The following is a 19,712-nucleotide window of genomic DNA, read 5'->3' on the forward strand; positions in this document are numbered from 1 at the left end:
AACGGAGAAGAAATGCGCAAGCTTCAGAAGGCCGCTCTCGTGGGTGCCGTCCTCGGCAGTGTCGGCTCCTTCGGCGTCAGCCCTGCCGTCGCCCACGGGCCGGGCAACGACTTCGACGTCAACCAGAGCATCGAATGCCGCTCGCACGACATGAACATCGACATCCTCGGCAGCATCGGCGCCATCAACGGTGCGCTGGGCAACGCGCTCAACGGCGAGGGGAACCCGGGTGCGCAGCCCACCGACCTCGGTTCGGACATGGGCTGCAACAGCGAAGCGTTCTGAGCAGACGGTTCGAGGCGATCGGCCTCGCAGTCCAACGCCCGCACCGTCACGGTGCGGGCGTTGGACGAGGAAGGGTATGGCGACCTATCGCATGAGACTGTCCTGTGCCGACGAGATGCTGCTGTTCAACGGGTGTCCGGGAGTTGTCGGCCTGGCGGCGGTCTTCGCCGGTGAGCAGCCCGATGTGGCGCAGGTGCGGGCGCGCGTCACCGAGCGGTGGGCACATCTGGAGCGGATGAACTGTGTGCTCGACCGTCCGGAAAGCGGCGGCGGGCGCGCGCGGTGGGTCGTACCGGGGCCGTTCGACCCCGACGTGCATGTCGTCCTGGCCCGGCACAAGGTGGACGACCTGTGGGCGCAGAGCGTGGACCGGCCGCTCGCCGGCGGGGTGCCGCCCTGGCGGCTGTACGTGGTCCCGGACGCGGCGTACGGCGGTTTCGCCCTGGCGCTCGTGGCGCAGCATGTGCTGCTGGACGGGCGCTCGCTGGCCACGTTGATGCGTGCGTTGATGGACGGCCCCGGAGCGGTGCGGGCGGCTGCCCGGCCGGCGCCGCTGTCGCGTGCCGGGCTGCGAGCGGTGGGCCGGGAACTCAGGGCGATGACGGCCGCGGGGCAGGCCCTGCCGATGCCGTCGCCGGGGCGGACGTACTCCTCGGTCGCGGTGAGTGAGCTGTCGGCGCACACGGTCCGGGCCGCCCGCCGGCAGCCTGCCGACGGGCGGGGATCGACGCTGAACGAGCTGCTGGTGGGCGCGGTGGCCGGGGCGATGCGGGATCAGTACGGTCCGGTACGGCGGTGGCGGCAGCGGGATGAACCCGTGTACACGGCCGTGCCGTGTGATCTGCGCAGCCGGGCCGATCCGGGCGAACTGGGCAATGCCCTCACGGTGATTCGGGTGCCGTTGCCCGTCGATGTGGACGAGCCCGTGGCGCGGCTGCGGGCGGGGCAGGCCGCGCTGGCCGCGGTTCCCGCGCGGGCCTCCGTGCACGCCTCGGTGCTGTTTCCCGCGGCGGAAGCGGCGCGGCGGACCGGTCCTTGGGTGACCCGACTTCTCACCAAGCGTGGTCGCCACTCCTGCTTCGCGGCGACCGCGACCACGGCCGTCAAGTGGCCCGGCGGATCGAGCACGTTCCAGGGCCACGCGCTCGTGCGCACGGTGGGGCTGCCGCCCCTGCACCACCCGGGCACCGCCAGCTTCGCCCTGGCCCAGGCAGGGGACGCGGTCACGCTGACCGTGGTGTGCAACCTGCGCCCGGACGACGCGAGTCGGCTCGCCGACGCGGTCGTCACGGAGTTTGAGACATGGGCTCGTACCTCGACGCCATCACTGTGAGCACCAGGAAACGGAGACGCTGCATGGACGTGGAACACGTGGACGTATGGGAAGCGCTGCGACCGCTGTGCGCGCGGGTGATGTCGGTGCCGGTGGAGGCGGTCGTGCCGCAGGCCCGGCTCGTGGCCGATCTGGGCGCCGACAGTCTGGACATCACCGAGCTGCAGGCGGCGTCGGAGGACGAGTTCGGGGTGTCCCTGCGGGGAACCGACACCTCCGGGGTGTCCACCGTGGGTGATGTCGCCGACCTCATCGTGAGGCTGCGCACCCACGCCGGCCACGGCCCCCTCGCCGCCCGGTGACGCCCCGCCACGCCGTCGCCGTCACGGGCCTGGGGGTTCGCTGCGCGGCCGGAGCTACTCCGGCCGCGCTGTGGGCGAGTCTGGTGGAGTGCCGTTCGGCGATCTCGCTGCATGCCTTCGACGACGAGGGAGCCGTCGTATATCCGGCGGGTCCGATGAGCGACTTCGACCCGAGCGGGCAGCTGACGCCCAAGGAGGTGCGGCGGGCGGACCGTTCGGTGCAGTTGGCGGTGTGTGCCGCCGTGGACGCCGTGGAGGATGCCGGAGGACTGCATGTGCCGGCCGGGCGGCGGGCGGTGGTCACCGGGACCGGCTACGGCGGGGTGATCAGTCAGGAGAACGGCATCGGGCGGCCCGATGTGCTGTACGCGTCGCGGCTGATGCACAACGCGGGGGCGTACTGGGTCAGCGCCAAGCTCGGTATCACCGGCCCCAGTCTGACGGTCTCCACCGCGTGTGCCTCCGGGACGCATGCGGTGGGTGAGGCGCTGCAGATGATCCGGGCGGGGGGCGCGGACGTGGTGGTGGCGGGGGGACATGAAGCTCCGCTGACTCCTACGACCGCGCTGGCCTTCGGGCGGTCCGGCGCGATGGTCACCGAGTGCGAGGAACCCGCGTCCGCGTCACGGCCGTTCGACGAGGAGCGGCGGGGCTTCGTCCTGGCCGAAGGGGCGGCTTTCCTGGTGCTGGAACGGCTGGACCTCGCCCGCGTGCGGGGTGCCCGGATCTACGCCACGCTCACCGGGTACGGGCGCACCTCCGACGCCTACCACCTCACGGCACCGCATCCCGACGGCGCCGGTGCCCGGGCGTGCATGGAGCAGGCGCTCGCCGACGCGGGCACGACGGCCGACGCCGTCACCCATGTCAACGCGCATGGCACCGGTACCCAGTTGAACGACCTCGCGGAGGCGCAGGCCATCACCGCCCTGTTCGGCCCCGGCGGGGTGCCCGTGACCGCCCCCAAGGCGGTGACCGGGCATGCGCTGGGGGCGGCGGGAGCGGTGGAGGCCGTGATCGCGGCCTGGTCGGTGCGTGAAGGGCTCGCGCCGCCGACCGCCCATCTCACGCGGCTGGACCCCCGATGCGAACTGGACGTGGTCACGGCCGAGCCACGCAAGATCCCGGACGGCCCGGTGATCAGCAGCAGTTTCGCGTTCGGCGGCCACAACGCCTGTGCCGTGTTCGACTCACCCGACGGTTGATCAACCGAGGCGGGGGCCCGGGCAGCTGCACCACCAAGGAAAGAGGCTGTGGAACATGAGGCTGTCGGCCTTCGACGAGGGGCACCTCCGCAATGGGCTGCCGGGGACGATCGGCATCGCCGCGGTGTTCCCCGGAACGCCGTTCGACCTGGAGCAGGTGCGGTCCCGAGTCCGCGAGCGATGGGGCGAACTGGACCGGATGAGCCAGGTGCTGCAGCCTCCCGCCGGGCCGGCGGCGCTGTCGGGCCACCGGTGGTCGGCCGCCCGGCCCTTCGATCCCGCCGCGCACATCACCGCCACGGACCAGGACCTGGACTCCCTGCTGACGGTCGGCGTCGGGCACCCGCTGCCGCCCGAACGGCCCCTGTGGCGGCTGCTGGTGGTCCCGCACGCCACCCCGGCGGGCGAGCACGCCATCGTGCTGCTCGCCCATCACGCGCTGCTGGACGGCAGATCGCTGGAGACGCTCTTCCGGATGCTGATGGACGACGCCGCACCGCCGTCCGCGCTCGGACCGGCCGCGGCAGCGGGGCGCCCGCGCATCAAAGCGGCCACCGTGTTCCGGGAGTTGCACCGCATCGGGGTTCCCAGCCAGCCCCTTCCGCCTGCGCCCGCCGACGGCATGCGGCCGTCGGTGGCCATGGTCGGCCTCGACCCGCAGACCATGCGCACGGCCCGCCGCCAGCCGTCCGGCGGGCGCGGAGCGACGCTCAACGAGCTGCTTCTGAGCGCCTACGCCGGCGCCCTCCGCGCCTGCTACGGGCCCCTGCGGTCCTGGCCCAAGGGACCGACCCCCCTGTACGCCACGGTGCCGGTCGACCTGCGGACCCGGCACAGCGCAGGGCAACTCGGCAACGGCGTCACCGTGCTGCGCATCCCGCTGCCCGTCGACATCGCCTCCCCGGTGGACCGTCTGCAGGCGTGCCAGGACCTGGTCGCCGCGCTGCATCACCGCTGCGACGCCCACCGCGCGATCCTGCCCGCACTGCAGGCCTCCGCGCGGACCGTGCCGTGGCTGGCCGAGGTGATGGCCAAGCGCCTTGCGCGCCCCGAGATCACCACCAGCCTGTGCACCGCGTTCAAGTGGCGGGACAGCCCCAGTCAGTTGTACGGCCGTCCCCTGGCCCGCATCGTTCCGCTGCCGCAGCTCTCCCCGCCGGGCACGGCGAACCTCTGCCTCGTCCACACCGCCGACGCCTACACCCTGACCGTCGTCAGCCATCTGCGGGCCGGTGACGCCGAGATGATCGGCGCCGCCGTGGCCCAGGAGCTGAAAGCGGTGGCGGCGTCCGGCGCCCCCGCCGCGCGTCGTACGGAGCCGCGGCTCAGCGCCCCGACTCACGCTCCGCCCGCTGCCACGCAGCCTCCCGCAGCAGCCGCAGACCGTTGAGGCCGACCAGCACGGTCGACCCCTCGTGCCCGAGCACACCGAGCGGCAGCGGCAGGGTCCCCGCCAGGTCCCAGGTCACCAGCGCCGCGATGAACACTCCGGCGACGACCAGGTTCTGCACCACCAGCTGCCGCGCCCGCCGCGAGAGGGCGATCACCGCGGGCACCGTGGTGAGTTCGTCGCGGACGATCACCGCGTCCGCCGTCTCCAGCGCGAGATCCGAACCCGCGCGCCCCATCGCGACGCCGGAGTGGGCGGCGGCGAGAGCGGGGGCGTCGTTGACGCCGTCGCCCACCACCATCACCTTGCGGCCCGCGGCCTCCAGCTCCTTCACCGCGGCGACCTTGTGCTGCGGGAGCAGCCCGGCGCGTACGTCGTCGATGCCGACCTCGGCGGCCAGCTGGGCGGCGGCGCGCGGGTTGTCGCCGGTGAGCAGCACGGGCTTGGTTCCGGTGAGGGCCGCGAGGGAGGTGATCGTGGCCGCCGCGTTCGGGCGCAGGCGGTCGGCGATGCCCAAGACCCCGGCCGGGGTGCCGTCGACCGTCACCAGGACCGCCGTACGGCCCTCGTCCTCCAGCCGTGCGACCAGGGCGGCCGTGTCATCGGTGTCGTCCAGCAGGCGTGCGGGGGCGCCCACGGCGACGATGCGGCCGTCGACCCCGGCGGTCACCCCGACGCCCGGTGTGGAGTCGAAGTCCTCGGTCTCCGGCAGCGTAAGACCGCGTTCGCGGGCCGCGGCCACGATGGCGCGGGCCAGCGGGTGTTCGCTGGGGTGCTCGGCGGCCGCGGCCAGGGTGAGCAGGGCGGATTCGTCGAGGCCGGAGCCCGGCAGCGGGGTTACGTCCGTGACGCGCGGGGTGCCCTCCGTCAGGGTGCCCGTCTTGTCGAGGGCGACGGTGTCGACCTGGCCCAGGCGTTCCATCACCACCGCCGACTTGACCAGGACGCCGTGGCGTCCGGCGTTGGCGATCGCGGACAGCAGCGGCGGCATGGTGGAAAGAACAATCGCGCACGGCGAAGCGACGATCATGAAGGTCATCGCCCGCAGCAGTGAGCCGGTGAGTGCGGCGCCGAGGGCGAGCGGGACGAGGAAGACGGCGAGGGTGACGGCGACCATGCCGACCGAGTAGCGCTGTTCGACCTTCTCGATGAACAGCTGGGTGGGGGCCTTGGTCTCGGAGGCCTCCTCGACCATCCGGACGATCCGGGCGATCACGGAGTCCGAGGCGTCCCGCTCGACGCGGACACGCAAGGCACCCGTGCCGTTGAGGGTGCCCGCGAAGACCTCGTCGCCGGGCTCCTTGGCGACCGGCAGCGGTTCGCCGGTAATGGTCGCCTGGTCGACCTCGCTGGCTCCGTCGAGCACACGGCCGTCGGCGCCGACGCGTTCGCCGGGGCGTACGAGGACGATGTCGCCGACCGTCAACTCCTCCACGGCGACGGTCTGTTCGCCGCCGTCGGCGGTGAGGCGGGTCGCGGTGGCGGGGGCCAGGTCGAGCAGGCCGCGGACCGAGTCGGCGGTGCGGGCGGTGGCCAGGGCCTCCAGGGCGCCCGAGGTGGCGAAGATGACGATGAGCAGGGCGCCGTCCATGACCTGGCCGATGGAGGCGGCGCCGAGGGCGGCGACGATCATCAGCAGGTCGACGTCGAGGGTCTTGTCCTTGAGGGCCTTGAGGCCTTCCCAGCCCGGCTCCCAGCCGCCAGTGATATATGACATGGCATAGAGCGGGCCCCAGGTCCAGGCGGGGGCGCCGGCCAGCTGGAGCGGCAGCGCGAGCAGGAACAAGGCGGTGGCCGCGGCGGCCCAGCGGGCCTCGGGGAGGGCGAGGACGCGGGTGCGGCGGCGGATGGCTTCCTGCGGCCGCGTCGGCGCGGTCCGGTCCGCCGTCGGCTGGGTGAGGGTGGAGGGCATGGGCGCGGGTGTCCTTCACGAGGGCATGACGAGTGGGCGGACAGCCGTGAGTCCGGCGCCGCTGGTTTCACCGTACAGGATTAGATGAAGACTCATTCATACGTTCATGGATGGGCGTCCGTAGGATGAGGGCCATGGGCCACGGAACGGACGCCAAGACCTCTGCCACGTCACGGGAACGCCTCGAAGCCGTGGGCGCCGCAGACGTCGCCACCACGCTGCAGGCCCTCGCCACCCCCTCACGCCTGCGGATCCTGGCCCGGCTCCAGGAGGGCCCGTGCGCGGCCACCGAGCTCGCGGACGCCGTCGGCATGGAACAGTCCGCCTGCTCGCATCAGCTGCGGCTGCTGCGCAACCTGGGGCTGGTGACGGGTGAGCGGCGAGGCCGTTCCGTGATCTACGCCCTCTACGACAACCACGTAGCCGAATTGCTCGACCAAGCCCTCTATCACGTGGAGCATCTGCGGCTGGGGCTGCGGGACGCTCCGACGGGGGTCCTCGAAAATTTCGGCGAAGTTCACACCGGTCCAGGTACTGACAGACCAGGTGAACGCCAGGTACCGTCCTGACCCAGTTCACTTATGTGGACTACACCACAACGGAACCACCCGTAGTGGCACCACCTTCCTACAACGGATCGTCCGGCACGTTCCTGCCGGTAGAAGGGGGCCCATTCACCATGGCCACTGTCTCGTTCGAAAAGGCGACCCGGATCTACCCGGGCACCGAGAAGCCCGCCGTCGATGGTCTGGACATCGAGGTCGGGGACGGCGAATTCCTCGTCCTCGTCGGTCCCTCCGGCTGCGGCAAGTCCACGTCGCTCCGGATGCTCGCGGGGCTCGAGGACGTCAACTCCGGCGCCATCCGCATCGGCGACCGCGACGTCACCCACCTGCCGCCGAAGGACCGGGACATCGCCATGGTGTTCCAGAACTACGCGCTCTACCCGCACATGACGGTCGCCGACAACATGGGCTTCGCGCTCAAGATCGCGGGCGTCAACAAGGCGGAGATCCGCCAGAAGGTCGAGGACGCGGCGAAGATCCTCGACCTCACCGACTACCTGGCGCGCAAGCCGAAGGCCCTCTCCGGTGGTCAGCGCCAGCGTGTCGCCATGGGTCGCGCCATCGTGCGTGAGCCCCAGGTGTTCCTCATGGACGAGCCGCTGTCGAACCTCGACGCCAAGCTCCGCGTCTCCACGCGTACGCAGATCGCGTCGCTGCAGCGCCGTCTCGGCATCACCACCGTCTACGTCACCCACGACCAGGTCGAGGCCATGACGATGGGCGACCGGGTCGCCGTGCTCAAGGACGGTCTGCTCCAGCAGGTCGACTCGCCGCGCAACATGTACGACCGCCCGGCCAACCTCTTCGTCGCCGGCTTCATCGGCTCCCCCGCCATGAACCTGGTCGAGGTCCCGATCACCGACGGCGGTGTGAAGTTCGGCAACAGCGTGGTGCCCGTCAACCGCGAGGCGCTCCGCGCCGCCGCCGACAAGGGTGACACCACCGTGACCGTGGGTGTCCGCCCCGAGCACTTCGACATCGTCGAGCAGAACGGCGGCGCCGCGGCGTCCCTGACGAAGGACTCCGAGGACGCCCCGGCGGGCCTCGCCGTCTCCGTGAACGTCGTCGAGGAGCTGGGCGCCGACGGCTACGTCTACGGCAGCGCCAAGGTCGACGACGTCCTGAAGGACCTGGTCGTCCGCGTCAGCGGGCGTGCGGTGCCGGAGAAGGGCGCCACGCTGCACGTCGTGCCGCGGCCGGGCGAGACCCACGTGTTCTCGACCTCCACGGGCGAGCGTCTCACCGACTGACGCACTGACGCCTCGCACCGAGGACAGGAAGTACAACCCCGGGTAATTCACCCAGGTTGACGAAGAGGGCCCCGCAGAGCGCTGCGGGGCCCTTCTCGTTGTCGACAAATACCCCGGCAGACCGGTCATTTCGAGCGCCGTACGTCAACGCCGTACCCGATTCCAGGCGGTTCTCTATCCCCCGAACCGGTGACTGAATGTCGCCAAATCATTACCGGACGCTACCCTCACTCGCGTGAAGCACTCCACTACCCAACAGACGCGACGCGGCCGGGGCCCCGCCCGCCGGATCGGCCGCTCCCTCGCCCTCGTCCTGCCCGTCGTCCTGGTTCTCTCCGGGACCCTCGCGGTCACCCGAGTCAACTGGTCGGGGACCTCCTCGAGCTCGGTGCTCACCGCGTCCTCCGAGGACTTGGCCGCGCCCGCCAAGAAGCGCGCCCCTCAGGACGTGCTGCGCCGGCAGCTCCTGACCGAACTCCAGGAGAAGGATCCGGGCATCGCGCTCACCCACCTCCAACAGGCGGTCAACGAGCGCCCGTCGCTGGCCAAGCACTGCGCCTCCCTCGCCCGCGAACTCGGCCGCGCCGCGGTCCGCGTCTACGGCGCGAACCGGGCCCAGTCCTTCTCCCGCCCGGTCTGCGACACCTCGTTCGCCTCGGGGGTCGCGGGCGCGCACAGCTGAGAGTCAGTGGTTGCCGCCAGAAGCGGCCGGCGGGACGCGACGTACAGTTCGGGTCATGACCGATCCGAACGCCGCGTCCCGCCCCGTTCAGGCCGTCGTCCTGGCCGGGGGCCAGGGCTCCCGGCTGCGCCCCTACACCGACGACCGGCCCAAGCCGATGGTCGAGATCCCCGGTACGGGGACGCCGATCATCGGCCATCAGCTTGTCTGGCTCGCCGAGGAGGGCGTCACGGACGTGGTGGTCAGCTGCGGCCACCTCGCCGATGTCCTGCAGAAGTGGCTGGAGTCGGCGGAGCTTCCCGTGCGGGTCACGACCGTCGTCGAGACCGAGCCGCTCGGGCGCGGCGGGGGCCTCAAGTACGCCGCCGCGCACCTTCCCCATCCGGACCAGCACTGGTACGCCACCAACGGCGACATCTGGACCCGGTTCTCGCTGCGTGACATGGCCGACTTCCACGCCGAGCGGGACGCCATAGCGACGCTCGCGCTGGCCCGGCCGCGGATTCCGTGGGGGGCTGTGCAGACGGACGGGTTCGGTCACATCACCGACTTCATCGAGGCGCCGCCGTCGACGTTCGAGATCAATGCGGGGGTGTACGTGTTCTCTCCCGAGTTCGCCGGGATGTTGCCGGAGCGGGGGGATCATGAGCGGACGACGTTTCCGCGGTTGGCTCGGGAGCGGCGGCTGGCGGGGTTTCCGCTTCCGCAGGGGGCGTATTGGCGGGCGATTGATACGGCGAAGGATTTGACGGAGGCGGCGAAGGAACTGCGTTCGCTGCGGGGTGGGGGCGCGTAGGTTGTTCGGTCGGCTGCGGGGTGGTGGGGGCTGGTCGCGCAGTTCCCCGCGCCCCTAACGGGGCGCTGTAGTCCCCGTATGACGAACAGGGTCCGCACTCATGGAGTGCGGACCCTGTCGTCGTGTCAGTCAGTGGGCTAGCCCAACAGGCCGCCCACCAAGCCCGGTTCCTCGGGGGTGGTGTCTCCGCCGCCGCCGGTGCCGCCTGGGGAGCCGGTGGTGCCGCCTGAGGTGGGGCCCGTGCTGGTGCTGGGGGCCTCGTCGGCTGGGGAGGACTGTTGGGGTGGGGCCTGGCCGGCTGTGCCCTGGGTTTGGCTGGGGGAGCCGGGGAGGGTGCCGGTGTCTCGGGTGGCGCCGGGGGTGGTGGCGGCGCCGGAGGGGCTGGCCGTGCCTGAAGTGGCGCCCTGGGTCGGTGGGTTGGAGGCGCTCGGGGTGCGTTCCTGGGCGCTGGTGCCGGGCTTCTTCGGGAGCGGGGAACCCGGGAGTTCGTTGCGGGGTGCCTCGCCGGGGCCGGGGACGACCACGCGGTCGGCGTCACGGACGGCGCCGCCGAGCAGGGAGCCCACGAGCAGGGTGAGGCCGACGACGACGGTGGTGATGAGGGCGCCGCGGCGCAGGACGTACTGGCGCAGCTCCCAGATGTCGGCGCGGGGGCCGAGGCGGCGCCAGGCGCTGCCGCCGAGACGGCCGTCGATGGAGTAGACGGGGGCGCCGGCGATGATCAGCGGGGACCAGGCGGCGAGGTAGATGATGTCGGGGGCGTCGTAGGCGGGGACGCTCTTCCAGCTGACGGTGACCAGCAGCGCGGCCGACAGCAGTGCGCCGACGACCGCGGCGACCCGCTGCCAGCAGCCCAGGACCGTGAGGACGCCCACGATGACCTGGAAGAAGGCGATGACCAGGCCGGAGCCCACGGGGTGTTCGAGGGCGAACTGGCGCAGTGGCTCGGCGACTTCCCACGGGTGCAGGGTGTTGAGCCACTTCGTCATGGAGCCGCGTTTGCCGCCGTCGAAGTAGACGGGGTCGCAGAGCTTGCCCATGCCGGCGTAGATGGAGATGAAGCCGAGGAAGATGCGCAGCGGGAGCAGGACGACGCCGAGGTTCATCCGGCGGCCGGGATAGTAGGCGTGCCGGGCCGGGTCGTCGCCGTGGCGCTTGGTCGGCGCGTCGGTGTCCGGCTCGTCGTCGTCCTCGTAGCCGTGGTCCTCGTCGAACCGCTCGCGCTGGTAGGCGGGTTCGTCGTAGGCGCTGCCGGCCGAGCGCATCTGGGGCAGGAGCCGGGTCTCGCCGGCGTCGGGGCTGCTGCGCTGGGCGCCGACGATCGGGGTTTCGAGGGTCTGCTCCGTGAGGTCGTCGCCGTAGCCGTGCCGGTAGCCGCCCTCGTCGATGCGCGGGATGACCTGGGTGGCTCCCGCGGCGTCGGAGGCGGGCTCCTCGCCGTGCCGGACGCTGCCGCCGCGCACCGCCTGGAGCAGCCGGTGCGCGCCGGTGTCGTCCGGGTCGGACTTCCCGCTCCAGACGACGGGGGCGCGGCGGCGGGTGCCCGGGGCGGAGGCGGCGGGGATGCGGGCGGTGTCCTCGGTGGCGCGCAAGTGCCGTGCGACCCGCGGGGATTGAGTCCGCCGGGTCGAGGCTCCCAACTGCACGCGGAAGCTCACATGATTGACGATGACCTGCGCCGGATCGCTCGGCACCTTCACCATGCTCAGCGCGGGAGCGTCGTCGTATCCCGACGAGCGGTCCCCCGTGGGTGTGCGGGGTGTTCTGGTGTCCACACTCAACTAACCGAGTGACATGGAGTTAGGACACTGCTTTGACTCGCCGGAAGTGTCCGGACCGCGTCAAGGTTGTCCTGGACGCCAGGATTACCCCGCACGGGCGAGCCCGTGGACGGGTGTTCAGACCCGGCGCCGGGCCGCCTCGTACAGGACGATGCCCGCTGCCACACCGGCGTTGAGCGACTCGGCGCCGCCCGGCATCGGGATCCGTACGCGGAAGTCGCAGGTTTCGCCGACGAGTCGGGACAGGCCCTTGCCCTCGCTGCCGACGACGATGACGACCGGGCCGCCGAGAGCGTCCAGATCGCCGATCTCGGCCTCGCCGTCGGCGGCGAGGCCGACGACGGTGATGCCCGCCTTCTTGTACGACTCCAGGGCGCGGGTGAGGTTCGTGGCGCGGGCGACCGGGGTGCGGGCGGCGGTGCCCGCGGACGTCTTCCAGGCACCGGCGGTCATGCCGGCCGCGCGACGCTCCGGTACGACGACGCCGTGGCCGCCGAACGCGGAGACGGAGCGGACGACGGCACCGAGGTTGCGCGGGTCGGTCACGCCGTCGAGGGCGACGATGAGCGGGTCCTGGCCCGCGTCGGCGGCCGCGGCGGCGAGGTCCTCGGGGTGGGCGTACTCGTACGGCGGGACCTGGAGGACGAGGCCCTGGTGGTTGAGGCCGTTGGTCATGCGGTCCAGCTCGGGGCGCGGCGCCTCCATGAGGTGGATGCCGCCGCGCTCGGCCGCGAGCTGGAGTGCCTCGCGGACGCGCTCGTCGTTGTCGATGAACTGCTGGACGTAGAGGGTGGTCGCGGGCACGCCGTCGCGCAGCGCCTCGAAGACCGGGTTGCGGCCGACGACCATCTCGGAGGTGCCCTTGCCGCCACGGCCGCGGGGCGCGGGGCGCCGTACCGACTGCTTCGCCTTGGCGCCCGCGACACGGTTCTTCTTGTGGCCCTTGCGCATCTCGGCGGGCGGGGTCGGTCCCTTGCCCTCCAGGCCCTTGCGCCGCTGGCCGCCACTGCCGACCTGCGCGCCCTTCTTGCCGGACATGCGGCGGTTGTTGGCTGCCATGACCTACCTGTCTGTTCTCGGAGCACGCCGGAGCATGCGTATGTGCGTATATGCAGTGTGCCGCCCGGATGGCCGGGCGGCACAATCGATCAAGAAAGGCTCAGCGCGGACCGAGCGTCCAGCGCGGGCCCGTCGGGCTGTCCTCGATGACCAGGCCCGACTGGTTGAGCTGGTCGCGGATGGCGTCGGCGGTGGCCCAGTCCTTGCGGGAGCGGGCCGCTTCACGCTGGTCGAGGACCAGGCGTACGAGGCTGTCGACGACGCCGTGAAGGTCTTCGCCCCGGTCGCTCTCCCCGGCCCAGTGCGGGTCGAGCGGGTCCAGGCCGAGGACGCCGAGCATGGCGCGGACCTCGGCGAGGCGGGCCACGGCGGCTTCCTTGTCGTCGGCCGCGAGCGCCGAGTTGCCCTGCCGGACCGTGGTGTGGATGACGGCGAGCGCCTGCGGGACGCCCAGGTCGTCGTCCATCGCCTCGGCGAAGGCGAGCGGCACCTCGGGAGTGGGGTCTACGGCTCCCCCGGCCAGGTCGACGACGCGCTGCACGAAGCCCTCGATCCGCGCGAACGCCGACTCGGCCTCGCGCAGGGCCTCCTCGCTGTACTCGATCATCGAGCGGTAGTGCGGGGTGCCGAGGTAGTAGCGCAGGACGATGGGCCGCCACTGCTTGACCATCTCGGACACGAGTACGGAGTTGCCGAGCGACTTGGACATCTTCTCGCCGCTCATGGTGACCCAGGCGTTGTGCAGCCAGTACCGGGCGAACTCGTCGCCGTAGGCCTTGGCCTGGGCGATCTCGTTCTCGTGGTGCGGGAAGATCAGGTCGAGTCCGCCGCCATGGATGTCGAAGGCGGAGCCCAGGTACTTGTGCGCCATCGCCGAGCACTCCAGGTGCCAGCCGGGGCGACCGCGTCCCCACGGCGTCTCCCAGCTCGGCTCGCCGGGCTTCGCCGCCTTCCACATGGCGAAGTCACGCGGGTCCCGCTTGCCGGTCTCGCCCTCGCCGGACGGCTGGAGCAGGTTGTCCAGCTCCTGGTTCGACAGCTGGAGGTACTCCGGGAACGACCGCACGTCGAAGTAGACGTTGCCGTCGGCCTCGTAGGCGTGTCCGCGCTCGATGAGGCCGCGCATCATCTCGACCATCTCGGTGATGTGGCCGGTGGCGCGCGGTTCGTACGTCGGCGGCAGGCAACCGAGGGCGTTGTAGCCGTCGTTGAAGGCGCGCTCGTTCTCGTAGCCGATCGACCACCAGGGGCGGCCCTGCTCGGCCGCCTTCGTGATGATCTTGTCGTCGATGTCGGTGACATTGCGGATGAACGTGACGTCGTAGCCGCGGTACTGGAACCAGCGGCGCAGGATGTCGAAGTTCAGGTAGGAGCGGACGTGCCCGATGTGCGGTGCGGCCTGCACGGTGGCGCCACACAGGTAGATCGAGACACAGCCCGGCGTGAGCGGGGTGAAGTCACGGATCTGCCGGGCGCTGGTGTCGTACAGGCGAATAGTCACGGTGTCCAGAGTAGTAGGCGGTGAGGGGTGTGCGGGAACGTTGTCGGGTGCGGGGCCGTGGGGGCTGGGCGCGCAGTTCCCCGCGCCCCTTAAGGTCGGACCAGTCAGCCCTTCTTGACCACCAACGCCGTCGCCACCGCCATAAGCCCTTCGCCCCGACCCGGAAACCCCAACCCGTCCGTCGTGGCCCCCGACACCGACACCGGTGCCCCCGCCGCGTCCGACAGGATCTTCTGGGCCTCTTCCCGGCGCTTGCCGATCTTCGGTCTGGGGCCGACCACCTGGACCGCGATGTTGCCGATCTGGAAGCCGGCGTCGCGGACGATGCGGGCGGCCTCGGTGAGGAGGGTGATTCCGGAGGCGCCCGACCACTCGGGGCGGCCCGTGCCGAAGTGCTGGCCCAAGTCGCCCAGCCCTGCGGCCGAGAAGAGGGCGTTGCACGCCGCGTGGGCGACGACGTCCGCGTCGGAGTGTCCGGCCAGGCCCGGGCCCTCGCCCTCCCACTTCAGGCCGGCGCACCACAGGTCGCGGCCGTTCTCGAAGGCGTGGGTGTCGGTGCCGATGCCGACCTGGGGAAGCGGCGCCTCAGAAGCCATCGTTCAGCCTCCTGCGGGCGAGGACCGCCTCGGCGAGGACGAGGTCCAGGGGGCGGGTGACCTTGAAGGCCTCCTCGTGGCCGGGCACGACGACGACACGCGGCCCGAGTTGCTCGACCATGCTCGCGTCGTCGGTGACGTCGTCGGTCACCGTCTCGTGCGCCCGGACCAGCGTCGCCCGGTCGAAGCCCTGCGGTGTCTGCACGGCGCGGAGACGGGAGCGGTCCGGCGTGGCGACGACCGGCTCGGGGTCGCCGGGCGTCGGGGCCGGCTCGACCTGCTTGACGGTGTCGGCGAGCGGAAGGGCGGGCACCACGGCCGTCGCGCCTTCGCGGACCGCCTCGATCACGGCGTCCACCGTGTCCACGGGGACGAGCGGCCGGGCCGCGTCATGCACCAGCACGATGTCGTACTCGGGGGGCAGGGCGTCCAGGCCCAGCTTCACCGACTCCTGGCGGGAGTCACCGCCGGGCACGACGAGGAAGTCCGTCCGCTCCGGCAGCGCATGGGCGTCCAGCATGGACTTGACCTCGGCGGCGCCATCCGGCGGAGCCACGACGACCACGAGGGAGACGGCACGGGACGCGGCCATCGCGCGCACCGCGTGGATCAGCATGGGGGTGCCGCCCAGCGCACGGAGTGCCTTGGGGGCGCCCGGACCGAGGCGTACGCCCCGACCTGCGGCCGGAATCACGGCCGCGGTGCGGGCGGACGCGGGCGAAGGGCGCGAATCGTCAGACATCGGTTCCTGTCAGGTTTGTGTGCTCGGCCTACTTGGGTATGGCCACACCGTGCCGGGCGCGACGCCTTGACCGGAACCCTTCCGTGACCCCGGTCGAGCCAGCTGCCCGGGCCCGGCACGCCAAGTACGGGGGTCCCCATCCTCGGCGTACGGATTGCGTACGACATCACCGCGCGGTGTCTGCGGTAGCGCTGGGCGCGAACATGCCGCAGCGCCCGGCGACAGTAAATACGTCATCGGGCACCACGGCATTTCCATGTACTGAGGCAGTGCGGCGTGCGTGTCGCCTGCGTCAGGACGCGAGGACCTCGTCGAGCAGGGCCTCGGCCTTGTCCTCGTTCGTGTTCTCCGCGAGGGCGAGTTCGCTCACCAGGATCTGGCGGGCCTTGGCGAGCATGCGCTTCTCACCGGCGGAGAGTCCACGCTCGCGCTCACGACGCCACAGGTCACGGACGACTTCCGCGACCTTGATGACATCGCCGGAGGCGAGCTTCTCCAGATTTGCCTTGTAACGACGAGACCAGTTCGTGGGCTCCTCGGCGTACGGCGCGCGCAGCACCTCGAAGACCCGGTCCAGCCCGTCCTGACCGACCACATCACGCACGCCGACGAACTCCGCATTGTCCGCTGGCACACGCACCGTCAGGTCACCCTGGGCGACCTTCAGCACCAAGTAGGTCTTGTCCACGCCTTTGATCTGGCGAGTTTCGATGGCCTCGATCAGCGCGGCCCCGTGATGGGGATAGACCACGGTGTCGCCAACCTTGAACGTCATGTGACAGGTACCCCTTCCGTGGCTATCCAGAGTAACACGGAAACGGCGGGTTCTGAATGGCGTTTTCGCAGGTCAGGGCATATCTCGGGGCTTGACAACAGCAACAGGAACGTGCTTCGCGGGCCGAGTGGAAGAAGGTATTCGCAGGTCGGAGCGGCTCTCCGGGGGAAGTGAAACGCGCGCGTTACACACATCCGGAGGCCCCTCCAAGTGGACGAACGTCCCCATATGTCCGGTTCCAAGTGCTCGACTTCCGCTACTCCGTTCGGTGCGTGGAGTGGGGTGTGCGACGAATCCGGAATTGATCACAGGAGACCGGCTCGGCGGTCGGTGATCAATTATCTGAGCGGCCGTGCATTCCTTCACGGAAAGTTTGTGCACCGGTGGTTCCACTATGCCGACGATCGATCTCGGCCACTTATGTGAATGGCCGACGAGCGCCGCCCGGTGAGGGAAGCGGGGCGCTTGGGGAGGGTCGGGTGCGGTCGCGCGGGAACGGGTCGGTAGCCTAAGGCCGCTGACAGACACTTAGGGCGGCTTTACGCGCCCGCCCCGTTCGAGTCAAGGAGTTGCCGCCCCCGTGAGCAGCAGCCTTCGACGCGGCGCCCTCGCCGCCGCCGCCATCGCGTTCTCGATCGCCTCGCTCTCCGCGTGCGCGGCCGGCAACAACGCCCAGACCCTGGAGGTCAAGCCGGACAACGCCGCCACGACCGTCGGGGACGTCAAGATCCAGAACGCCGTCGTCATCACCCAGCCCGACGAGGAGTCGACCGGCCCGGCAGCGATCGCCGCGACCGTGTTCAACAGCGGCAACAAGGCGCAGACGCTCGACTCCATCACCGTGGACGGCGCCGGCACCGCCAAGCTGACCGCGCCCAAGGGCAAGAGCCTGTCCATCCCGGCCGGGGGCTCGCTGATCCTCGGCGGCGAGAACAACGCCGCCGCCGTCCTCACCGGCAGCCGCGAGGCCCTGAAGGACGGCGACGCCCAGAAGGTCACCTTCACCTTCTCCACGACCGGCGACGTGAGCCTGGAGGCCTTCGTCGTCCCGGCCGAGAGCTACTTCTCCAGCTGGGGCCCGACCGAGGTCCCGGCGGCGCCGGGCGGCTCCGCGAAGCCGGGCGACGGTGCCTCCGGCTCGCCCACCGGGTCGGCCTCCCCGTCCGGCAACGCCACCCCGAGCGACGCCGCCTCCGGGAGCGCCACGCCCACCGGGTCCGCCTCGAACGAGGCCGCCGGCCACTGAGCGGCCGTACGCGAAACGAAGGGCGGGACCTCCAGCGAGGTCCCGCCCTTCATCGTCGTACGAAATCGGTTTACGGCTCGAACTTGTAGCCCAGACCGCGCACCGTCACCAGATACCCGGGCGCGCCCGGGTCCGGCTCGAGCACCATCCTCGACGCACCCCTCGCACCGCTACGCGGCCACGCCGCGGTAGCGGCATATCGGGCACTGCGGGGTGCTGCGCCGGACTCCGTCCGGCGGCTCTGACCAAGCTCGGTTTACGGCTCGAACTTGTAGCCCAAGCCACGCACCGTCACCAGGTACCGGGGCGCCCCCGGGTCCGGCTCGATCTTGGCGCGGAGGCGCTTGACGTGGACGTCGAGGGTCTTGGTGTCGCCGACGTAGTCGGCGCCCCAGACGCGGTCGATGAGCTGCATGCGGGTGAGGACGCGGCCGGCGTTGCGCAGGAGCATCTCCAGGAGGTCGAACTCCTTGAGGGGGAGGTCGACCTTGGAGCCGGAGACCGTCACGACGTGGCGGTCCACGTCCATGCGGACCGGGCCCGCCTCCAGGGCGGCCGGGGTCACCTCCTCCGGCTCGCCGCGGCGGCGCAGGACGGCCCGGATACGGGCGACCAGCTCGCGCGACGAGAAGGGCTTGGTGACGTAGTCGTCGGCTCCTATTTCCAGGCCGACCACCTTGTCGATCTCGCTGTCCTTGGCGGTGACCATGATCACCGGGACATTGGAACGACCGCGCAGCTGGCGGCAGACCTCGGTGCCCGGCAGGCCGGGCAGCATCAGGTCGAGGAGGACGAGGTCGGCGCCGTTGCGCTCGAACTCGTCGAGTCCGTCGGGCCCGGTGGTCGCGACGGCGACCTCGAAGCCCTCCTTGCGGAGCATGTACGACAGGGCGTCGGAGAAGGACTCCTCGTCCTCGACGACGAGCACTCGGGTCACGGAAGGACCTCCGGGGCGGGAAGCGGTTCGTACTGGGATGAATCAGGGGAATCAGGGGACGGGACGGCGGATGCGGACTGTCCGGCCTCGTCGTCGAGGGCGGAGTGTTGCGTCGCGCGGTCGCGGGCGACACCCGCCTCCGGCAGCCGCAGGGTGAATGTGGAGCCCTGTCCCTCGGAACTCCACACCGAGACCTCCCCACCGTGCGAGGCGGCCACGTGTTTGACGATAGCCAGCCCGAGGCCCGTACCGCCTGTGGCACGGGAGCGGGCGGGGTCGACGCGGTAGAAGCGCTCGAAGACGCGCTCCTTGTCCTTCTCCGAGATGCCGATGCCCTGATCGGTCACGGCGATCTCGATATGGGCGCCGCCGGACGCGGTCACCTTGCGGGCGGCTATGCCGACACGGGTGCGGGCGGGCGAGTAGTTGACGGCGTTCTCGACGAGGTTGCCGAGGGCCGCGGCGAGCTGGCCGCGGTTGCCCCAGAGGTGCAGGTCGGCGGTGCCGCCGGCGGCCATGGTGATCTGCTTGGTGCCGGCCGCGTGCCGGCAGCGGTCGATGGCCTCGGCGACGAGTTCGTCGACGCGGACCGGCTCGGCGTCCTCCAGCGGGTCGTCGTTCTGCACCCGGGAGAGGTCGATCAGCTCCTGGACCAGGTTGGTCAGTCGGGTCGCCTCTATCTGCATACGGCCGGCGAAGCGCTCCACGGCCTCCGGGTCGTCCGAGGCGTCCATGACGGCCTCGGAGAGGAGGGAGAGAGCGCCCACCGGCGTCTTCAGCTCATGGCTGACGTTCGCGACGAAGTCGCGCCGTACCGCCTCGATGCGTCTGGCCTCGGTGAGGTCCTCGACCAGGAGCAGTACGAGTCGGGAGCCGAGGGGCGCGACGCGCGCGGAGACGGCGAGGGCCTCGCCCCGGCCGGTTCCCCTCCTCGGCAGATCCAGCTCCACCTGGCGTATCTCTCCGTCCCGCCGAGTGTCGCGGGCCATCTGCAGCATCGGCTCCACGGCGAGCTTGCCGCCGCGGACCAGGCCCAGGGCGTACGCCGCCGAGCTGGCCTTGACCACGGCGTCCCCCTCGTCGAGGACGACGGCCGAGGAGCGCAGCACGGACAGCACCGTGTCGACGCCCGGTGGCAGGACCGGGTCGGTGTGCAGAGAGGTTCTCGTGGGTCGCTTCTGGTCGCGTTCGCTCCAGCGGAACGCCAGCATGGCGATGACACCGGTGAGCACACCGGCGATCGCTGCCGCTGCGGCGACCGCCGCGTTCACGTCCATGCATCCAGGTTAGGCATGGGATAGTCCATGCCCACAGCCATCGGAGTGCGACCTCGAACACTCGTCGCCCAGAGTTC

Annotated in this window: 19 protein-coding genes and 1 pseudogene; 10 read left to right on the forward strand and 10 right to left on the reverse strand. The window is 71.0% G+C overall.

Annotated features, from left to right (window positions below; all coding sequences use genetic code 11):
- The first annotated feature begins 12 nt into the window (after positions 1-12).
- From AB0I98_RS14795 to AB0I98_RS14815, 5 genes are all read left to right on the forward strand, one after another.
- Entirely contained in the window at positions 13-285 is a 273-nt protein-coding gene (locus AB0I98_RS14795; RefSeq protein ID WP_301981997.1) for a hypothetical protein, read from the forward strand.
- Between the two features lie 91 nt (positions 286-376).
- Positions 377-1,618 (forward strand): wax ester/triacylglycerol synthase domain-containing protein, encoded by a 1,242-nt coding sequence (locus tag AB0I98_RS14800; protein WP_362940607.1) that lies wholly within the window; start codon positions 377-379, stop codon positions 1,616-1,618.
- A gap of 23 nt (positions 1,619-1,641) precedes the next feature.
- On the forward strand, positions 1,642-1,920 hold the full coding sequence (locus AB0I98_RS14805) for an acyl carrier protein (RefSeq protein WP_210577809.1): 279 nt from the start codon (positions 1,642-1,644) through the stop codon (positions 1,918-1,920).
- Positions 1,917-3,125 (forward strand): beta-ketoacyl-[acyl-carrier-protein] synthase family protein, encoded by a 1,209-nt coding sequence (locus AB0I98_RS14810; RefSeq protein WP_362940610.1) that lies wholly within the window; start codon positions 1,917-1,919, stop codon positions 3,123-3,125. The genes AB0I98_RS14805 and AB0I98_RS14810 overlap by 4 nt, the downstream gene beginning before the upstream one ends.
- A gap of 55 nt (positions 3,126-3,180) precedes the next feature.
- Positions 3,181-4,515, forward strand: coding sequence for a wax ester/triacylglycerol synthase domain-containing protein (locus AB0I98_RS14815; protein ID WP_362940613.1), 1,335 nt, complete (start codon positions 3,181-3,183; stop codon positions 4,513-4,515).
- Here AB0I98_RS14815 and AB0I98_RS14820 read toward each other — a convergent pair.
- Positions 4,451-6,427 carry a heavy metal translocating P-type ATPase gene (locus tag AB0I98_RS14820; RefSeq protein ID WP_362940616.1) on the reverse strand — a complete coding sequence of 659 codons (1,977 nt, stop codon included), beginning with the start codon at positions 6,425-6,427 and terminating at the stop codon, positions 4,451-4,453. The two genes, AB0I98_RS14815 and AB0I98_RS14820, sit on opposite strands and share 65 nt — an antisense overlap.
- A 134-nt stretch (positions 6,428-6,561) precedes the next feature.
- Here AB0I98_RS14820 and AB0I98_RS14825 point away from each other — a divergent pair, with 134 nt between their 5' ends.
- The 4 genes from AB0I98_RS14825 (at position 6,562) to AB0I98_RS14840 (ending at position 9,721) form a co-directional block, all read left to right on the forward strand.
- Positions 6,562-6,996 (forward strand): metalloregulator ArsR/SmtB family transcription factor, encoded by a 435-nt coding sequence (locus AB0I98_RS14825; protein ID WP_362940619.1) that lies wholly within the window; start codon positions 6,562-6,564, stop codon positions 6,994-6,996.
- 110 nt (positions 6,997-7,106) lie between these two features.
- Positions 7,107-8,243 carry a sn-glycerol-3-phosphate ABC transporter ATP-binding protein UgpC gene (gene ugpC / locus AB0I98_RS14830; protein ID WP_362940622.1) on the forward strand — a complete coding sequence of 379 codons (1,137 nt, stop codon included), beginning with the start codon at positions 7,107-7,109 and terminating at the stop codon, positions 8,241-8,243.
- A 235-nt stretch (positions 8,244-8,478) separates the two neighbouring features.
- Positions 8,479-8,925, forward strand: a complete 447-nt coding sequence (locus AB0I98_RS14835) for a hypothetical protein (protein ID WP_362940625.1) — start codon at positions 8,479-8,481, stop codon at positions 8,923-8,925.
- Between the two features lie 55 nt (positions 8,926-8,980).
- Positions 8,981-9,721 (forward strand): nucleotidyltransferase family protein, encoded by a 741-nt coding sequence (locus tag AB0I98_RS14840; RefSeq protein WP_210577803.1) that lies wholly within the window; start codon positions 8,981-8,983, stop codon positions 9,719-9,721.
- A 137-nt stretch (positions 9,722-9,858) separates the two neighbouring features.
- On the opposite strand, the gene AB0I98_RS14845 is transcribed toward AB0I98_RS14840, so the two are convergent.
- The 6 genes from AB0I98_RS14845 to AB0I98_RS14870 all read right to left on the reverse strand — a co-directional run bounded on the left by AB0I98_RS14845 (position 9,859) and on the right by AB0I98_RS14870 (position 16,175).
- Positions 9,859-11,496: a DoxX family membrane protein gene (locus AB0I98_RS14845; RefSeq protein ID WP_362940753.1), complete on the reverse strand. Its 1,638-nt coding sequence runs from the start codon at positions 11,494-11,496 to the stop codon at positions 9,859-9,861.
- A 123-nt stretch (positions 11,497-11,619) separates the two neighbouring features.
- The gene (gene rlmB, locus AB0I98_RS14850) at positions 11,620-12,561 is read right to left on the reverse strand and encodes a 23S rRNA (guanosine(2251)-2'-O)-methyltransferase RlmB (RefSeq protein WP_362940628.1); all 942 of its coding nucleotides are present in this window, start codon (positions 12,559-12,561) and stop codon (positions 11,620-11,622) included.
- 100 nt (positions 12,562-12,661) lie between these two features.
- Complete coding sequence (cysS, locus tag AB0I98_RS14855; protein WP_362940631.1) at positions 12,662-14,062, reverse strand: cysteine--tRNA ligase; 1,401 nt, start codon at positions 14,060-14,062, stop codon at positions 12,662-12,664.
- Positions 14,063-14,166: 104 nt separating this feature from the next.
- Positions 14,167-14,658 (reverse strand): 2-C-methyl-D-erythritol 2,4-cyclodiphosphate synthase, encoded by a 492-nt coding sequence (ispF, locus tag AB0I98_RS14860; RefSeq protein WP_362940634.1) that lies wholly within the window; start codon positions 14,656-14,658, stop codon positions 14,167-14,169.
- Positions 14,648-15,400, reverse strand: coding sequence for a 2-C-methyl-D-erythritol 4-phosphate cytidylyltransferase (gene ispD, locus AB0I98_RS14865; protein WP_362940637.1), 753 nt, complete (start codon positions 15,398-15,400; stop codon positions 14,648-14,650). Before ispD ends, ispF begins: the two co-directional genes overlap by 11 nt.
- 292 nt (positions 15,401-15,692) lie before the next feature.
- The gene (locus tag AB0I98_RS14870) at positions 15,693-16,175 is read right to left on the reverse strand and encodes a CarD family transcriptional regulator (RefSeq protein ID WP_003953493.1); all 483 of its coding nucleotides are present in this window, start codon (positions 16,173-16,175) and stop codon (positions 15,693-15,695) included.
- A 580-nt stretch (positions 16,176-16,755) separates the two neighbouring features.
- On the opposite strand from AB0I98_RS14870, the gene AB0I98_RS14875 reads away from it, so the two are divergent.
- Positions 16,756-17,421 carry a copper chaperone PCu(A)C gene (locus tag AB0I98_RS14875; protein WP_362940640.1) on the forward strand — a complete coding sequence of 222 codons (666 nt, stop codon included), beginning with the start codon at positions 16,756-16,758 and terminating at the stop codon, positions 17,419-17,421.
- A 70-nt stretch (positions 17,422-17,491) separates the two neighbouring features.
- Here AB0I98_RS14875 and AB0I98_RS14880 read toward each other — a convergent pair.
- From AB0I98_RS14880 to AB0I98_RS14890, 3 genes and pseudogenes are all read right to left on the reverse strand, one after another.
- A pseudogene (locus AB0I98_RS14880) lies at positions 17,492-17,563 on the reverse strand (DNA-binding response regulator); the annotation flags it as partial.
- 114 nt (positions 17,564-17,677) lie between these two features.
- Positions 17,678-18,358, reverse strand: coding sequence for a response regulator transcription factor (locus tag AB0I98_RS14885; protein ID WP_015659563.1), 681 nt, complete (start codon positions 18,356-18,358; stop codon positions 17,678-17,680).
- Positions 18,355-19,635: an ATP-binding protein gene (locus tag AB0I98_RS14890; RefSeq protein ID WP_362940643.1), complete on the reverse strand. Its 1,281-nt coding sequence runs from the start codon at positions 19,633-19,635 to the stop codon at positions 18,355-18,357. Before AB0I98_RS14890 ends, AB0I98_RS14885 begins: the two co-directional genes overlap by 4 nt.
- Positions 19,636-19,712 lie beyond the last annotated feature (77 nt).

Origin of the sequence: Streptomyces sp. NPDC050211 (assembly GCF_040656035.1) — a bacterium.
Taxonomy (GTDB): Bacteria; Actinomycetota; Actinomycetes; order Streptomycetales; family Streptomycetaceae; genus Streptomyces.

Excerpts from the sequence above, each read along its gene's own strand:
- AB0I98_RS14825 (WP_362940619.1), top strand. The coding sequence starts at position 6,562 with ATGGGCCACGGAACGGACGCCAAGACCTCTGCCACGTCACGGGAACGC.
- AB0I98_RS14890 (WP_362940643.1), bottom strand. The coding sequence starts at position 19,635 with ATGGACGTGAACGCGGCGGTCGCCGCAGCGGCAGCGATCGCCGGTGTG.
- AB0I98_RS14840 (WP_210577803.1), top strand. The coding sequence starts at position 8,981 with ATGACCGATCCGAACGCCGCGTCCCGCCCCGTTCAGGCCGTCGTCCTG.
- ispD (WP_362940637.1), bottom strand. The coding sequence starts at position 15,400 with ATGTCTGACGATTCGCGCCCTTCGCCCGCGTCCGCCCGCACCGCGGCC.
- ispF (WP_362940634.1), bottom strand. The coding sequence starts at position 14,658 with ATGGCTTCTGAGGCGCCGCTTCCCCAGGTCGGCATCGGCACCGACACC.
- AB0I98_RS14870 (WP_003953493.1), bottom strand. The coding sequence starts at position 16,175 with ATGACGTTCAAGGTTGGCGACACCGTGGTCTATCCCCATCACGGGGCC.
- rlmB (WP_362940628.1), bottom strand. The coding sequence starts at position 12,561 with ATGGCAGCCAACAACCGCCGCATGTCCGGCAAGAAGGGCGCGCAGGTC.
- AB0I98_RS14805 (WP_210577809.1), top strand. The coding sequence starts at position 1,642 with ATGGACGTGGAACACGTGGACGTATGGGAAGCGCTGCGACCGCTGTGC.
- AB0I98_RS14815 (WP_362940613.1), top strand. The coding sequence starts at position 3,181 with ATGAGGCTGTCGGCCTTCGACGAGGGGCACCTCCGCAATGGGCTGCCG.
- AB0I98_RS14795 (WP_301981997.1), top strand. The coding sequence starts at position 13 with ATGCGCAAGCTTCAGAAGGCCGCTCTCGTGGGTGCCGTCCTCGGCAGT.
- AB0I98_RS14820 (WP_362940616.1), bottom strand. The coding sequence starts at position 6,427 with ATGCCCTCCACCCTCACCCAGCCGACGGCGGACCGGACCGCGCCGACG.
- AB0I98_RS14800 (WP_362940607.1), top strand. The coding sequence starts at position 377 with ATGAGACTGTCCTGTGCCGACGAGATGCTGCTGTTCAACGGGTGTCCG.
- ugpC (WP_362940622.1), top strand. The coding sequence starts at position 7,107 with ATGGCCACTGTCTCGTTCGAAAAGGCGACCCGGATCTACCCGGGCACC.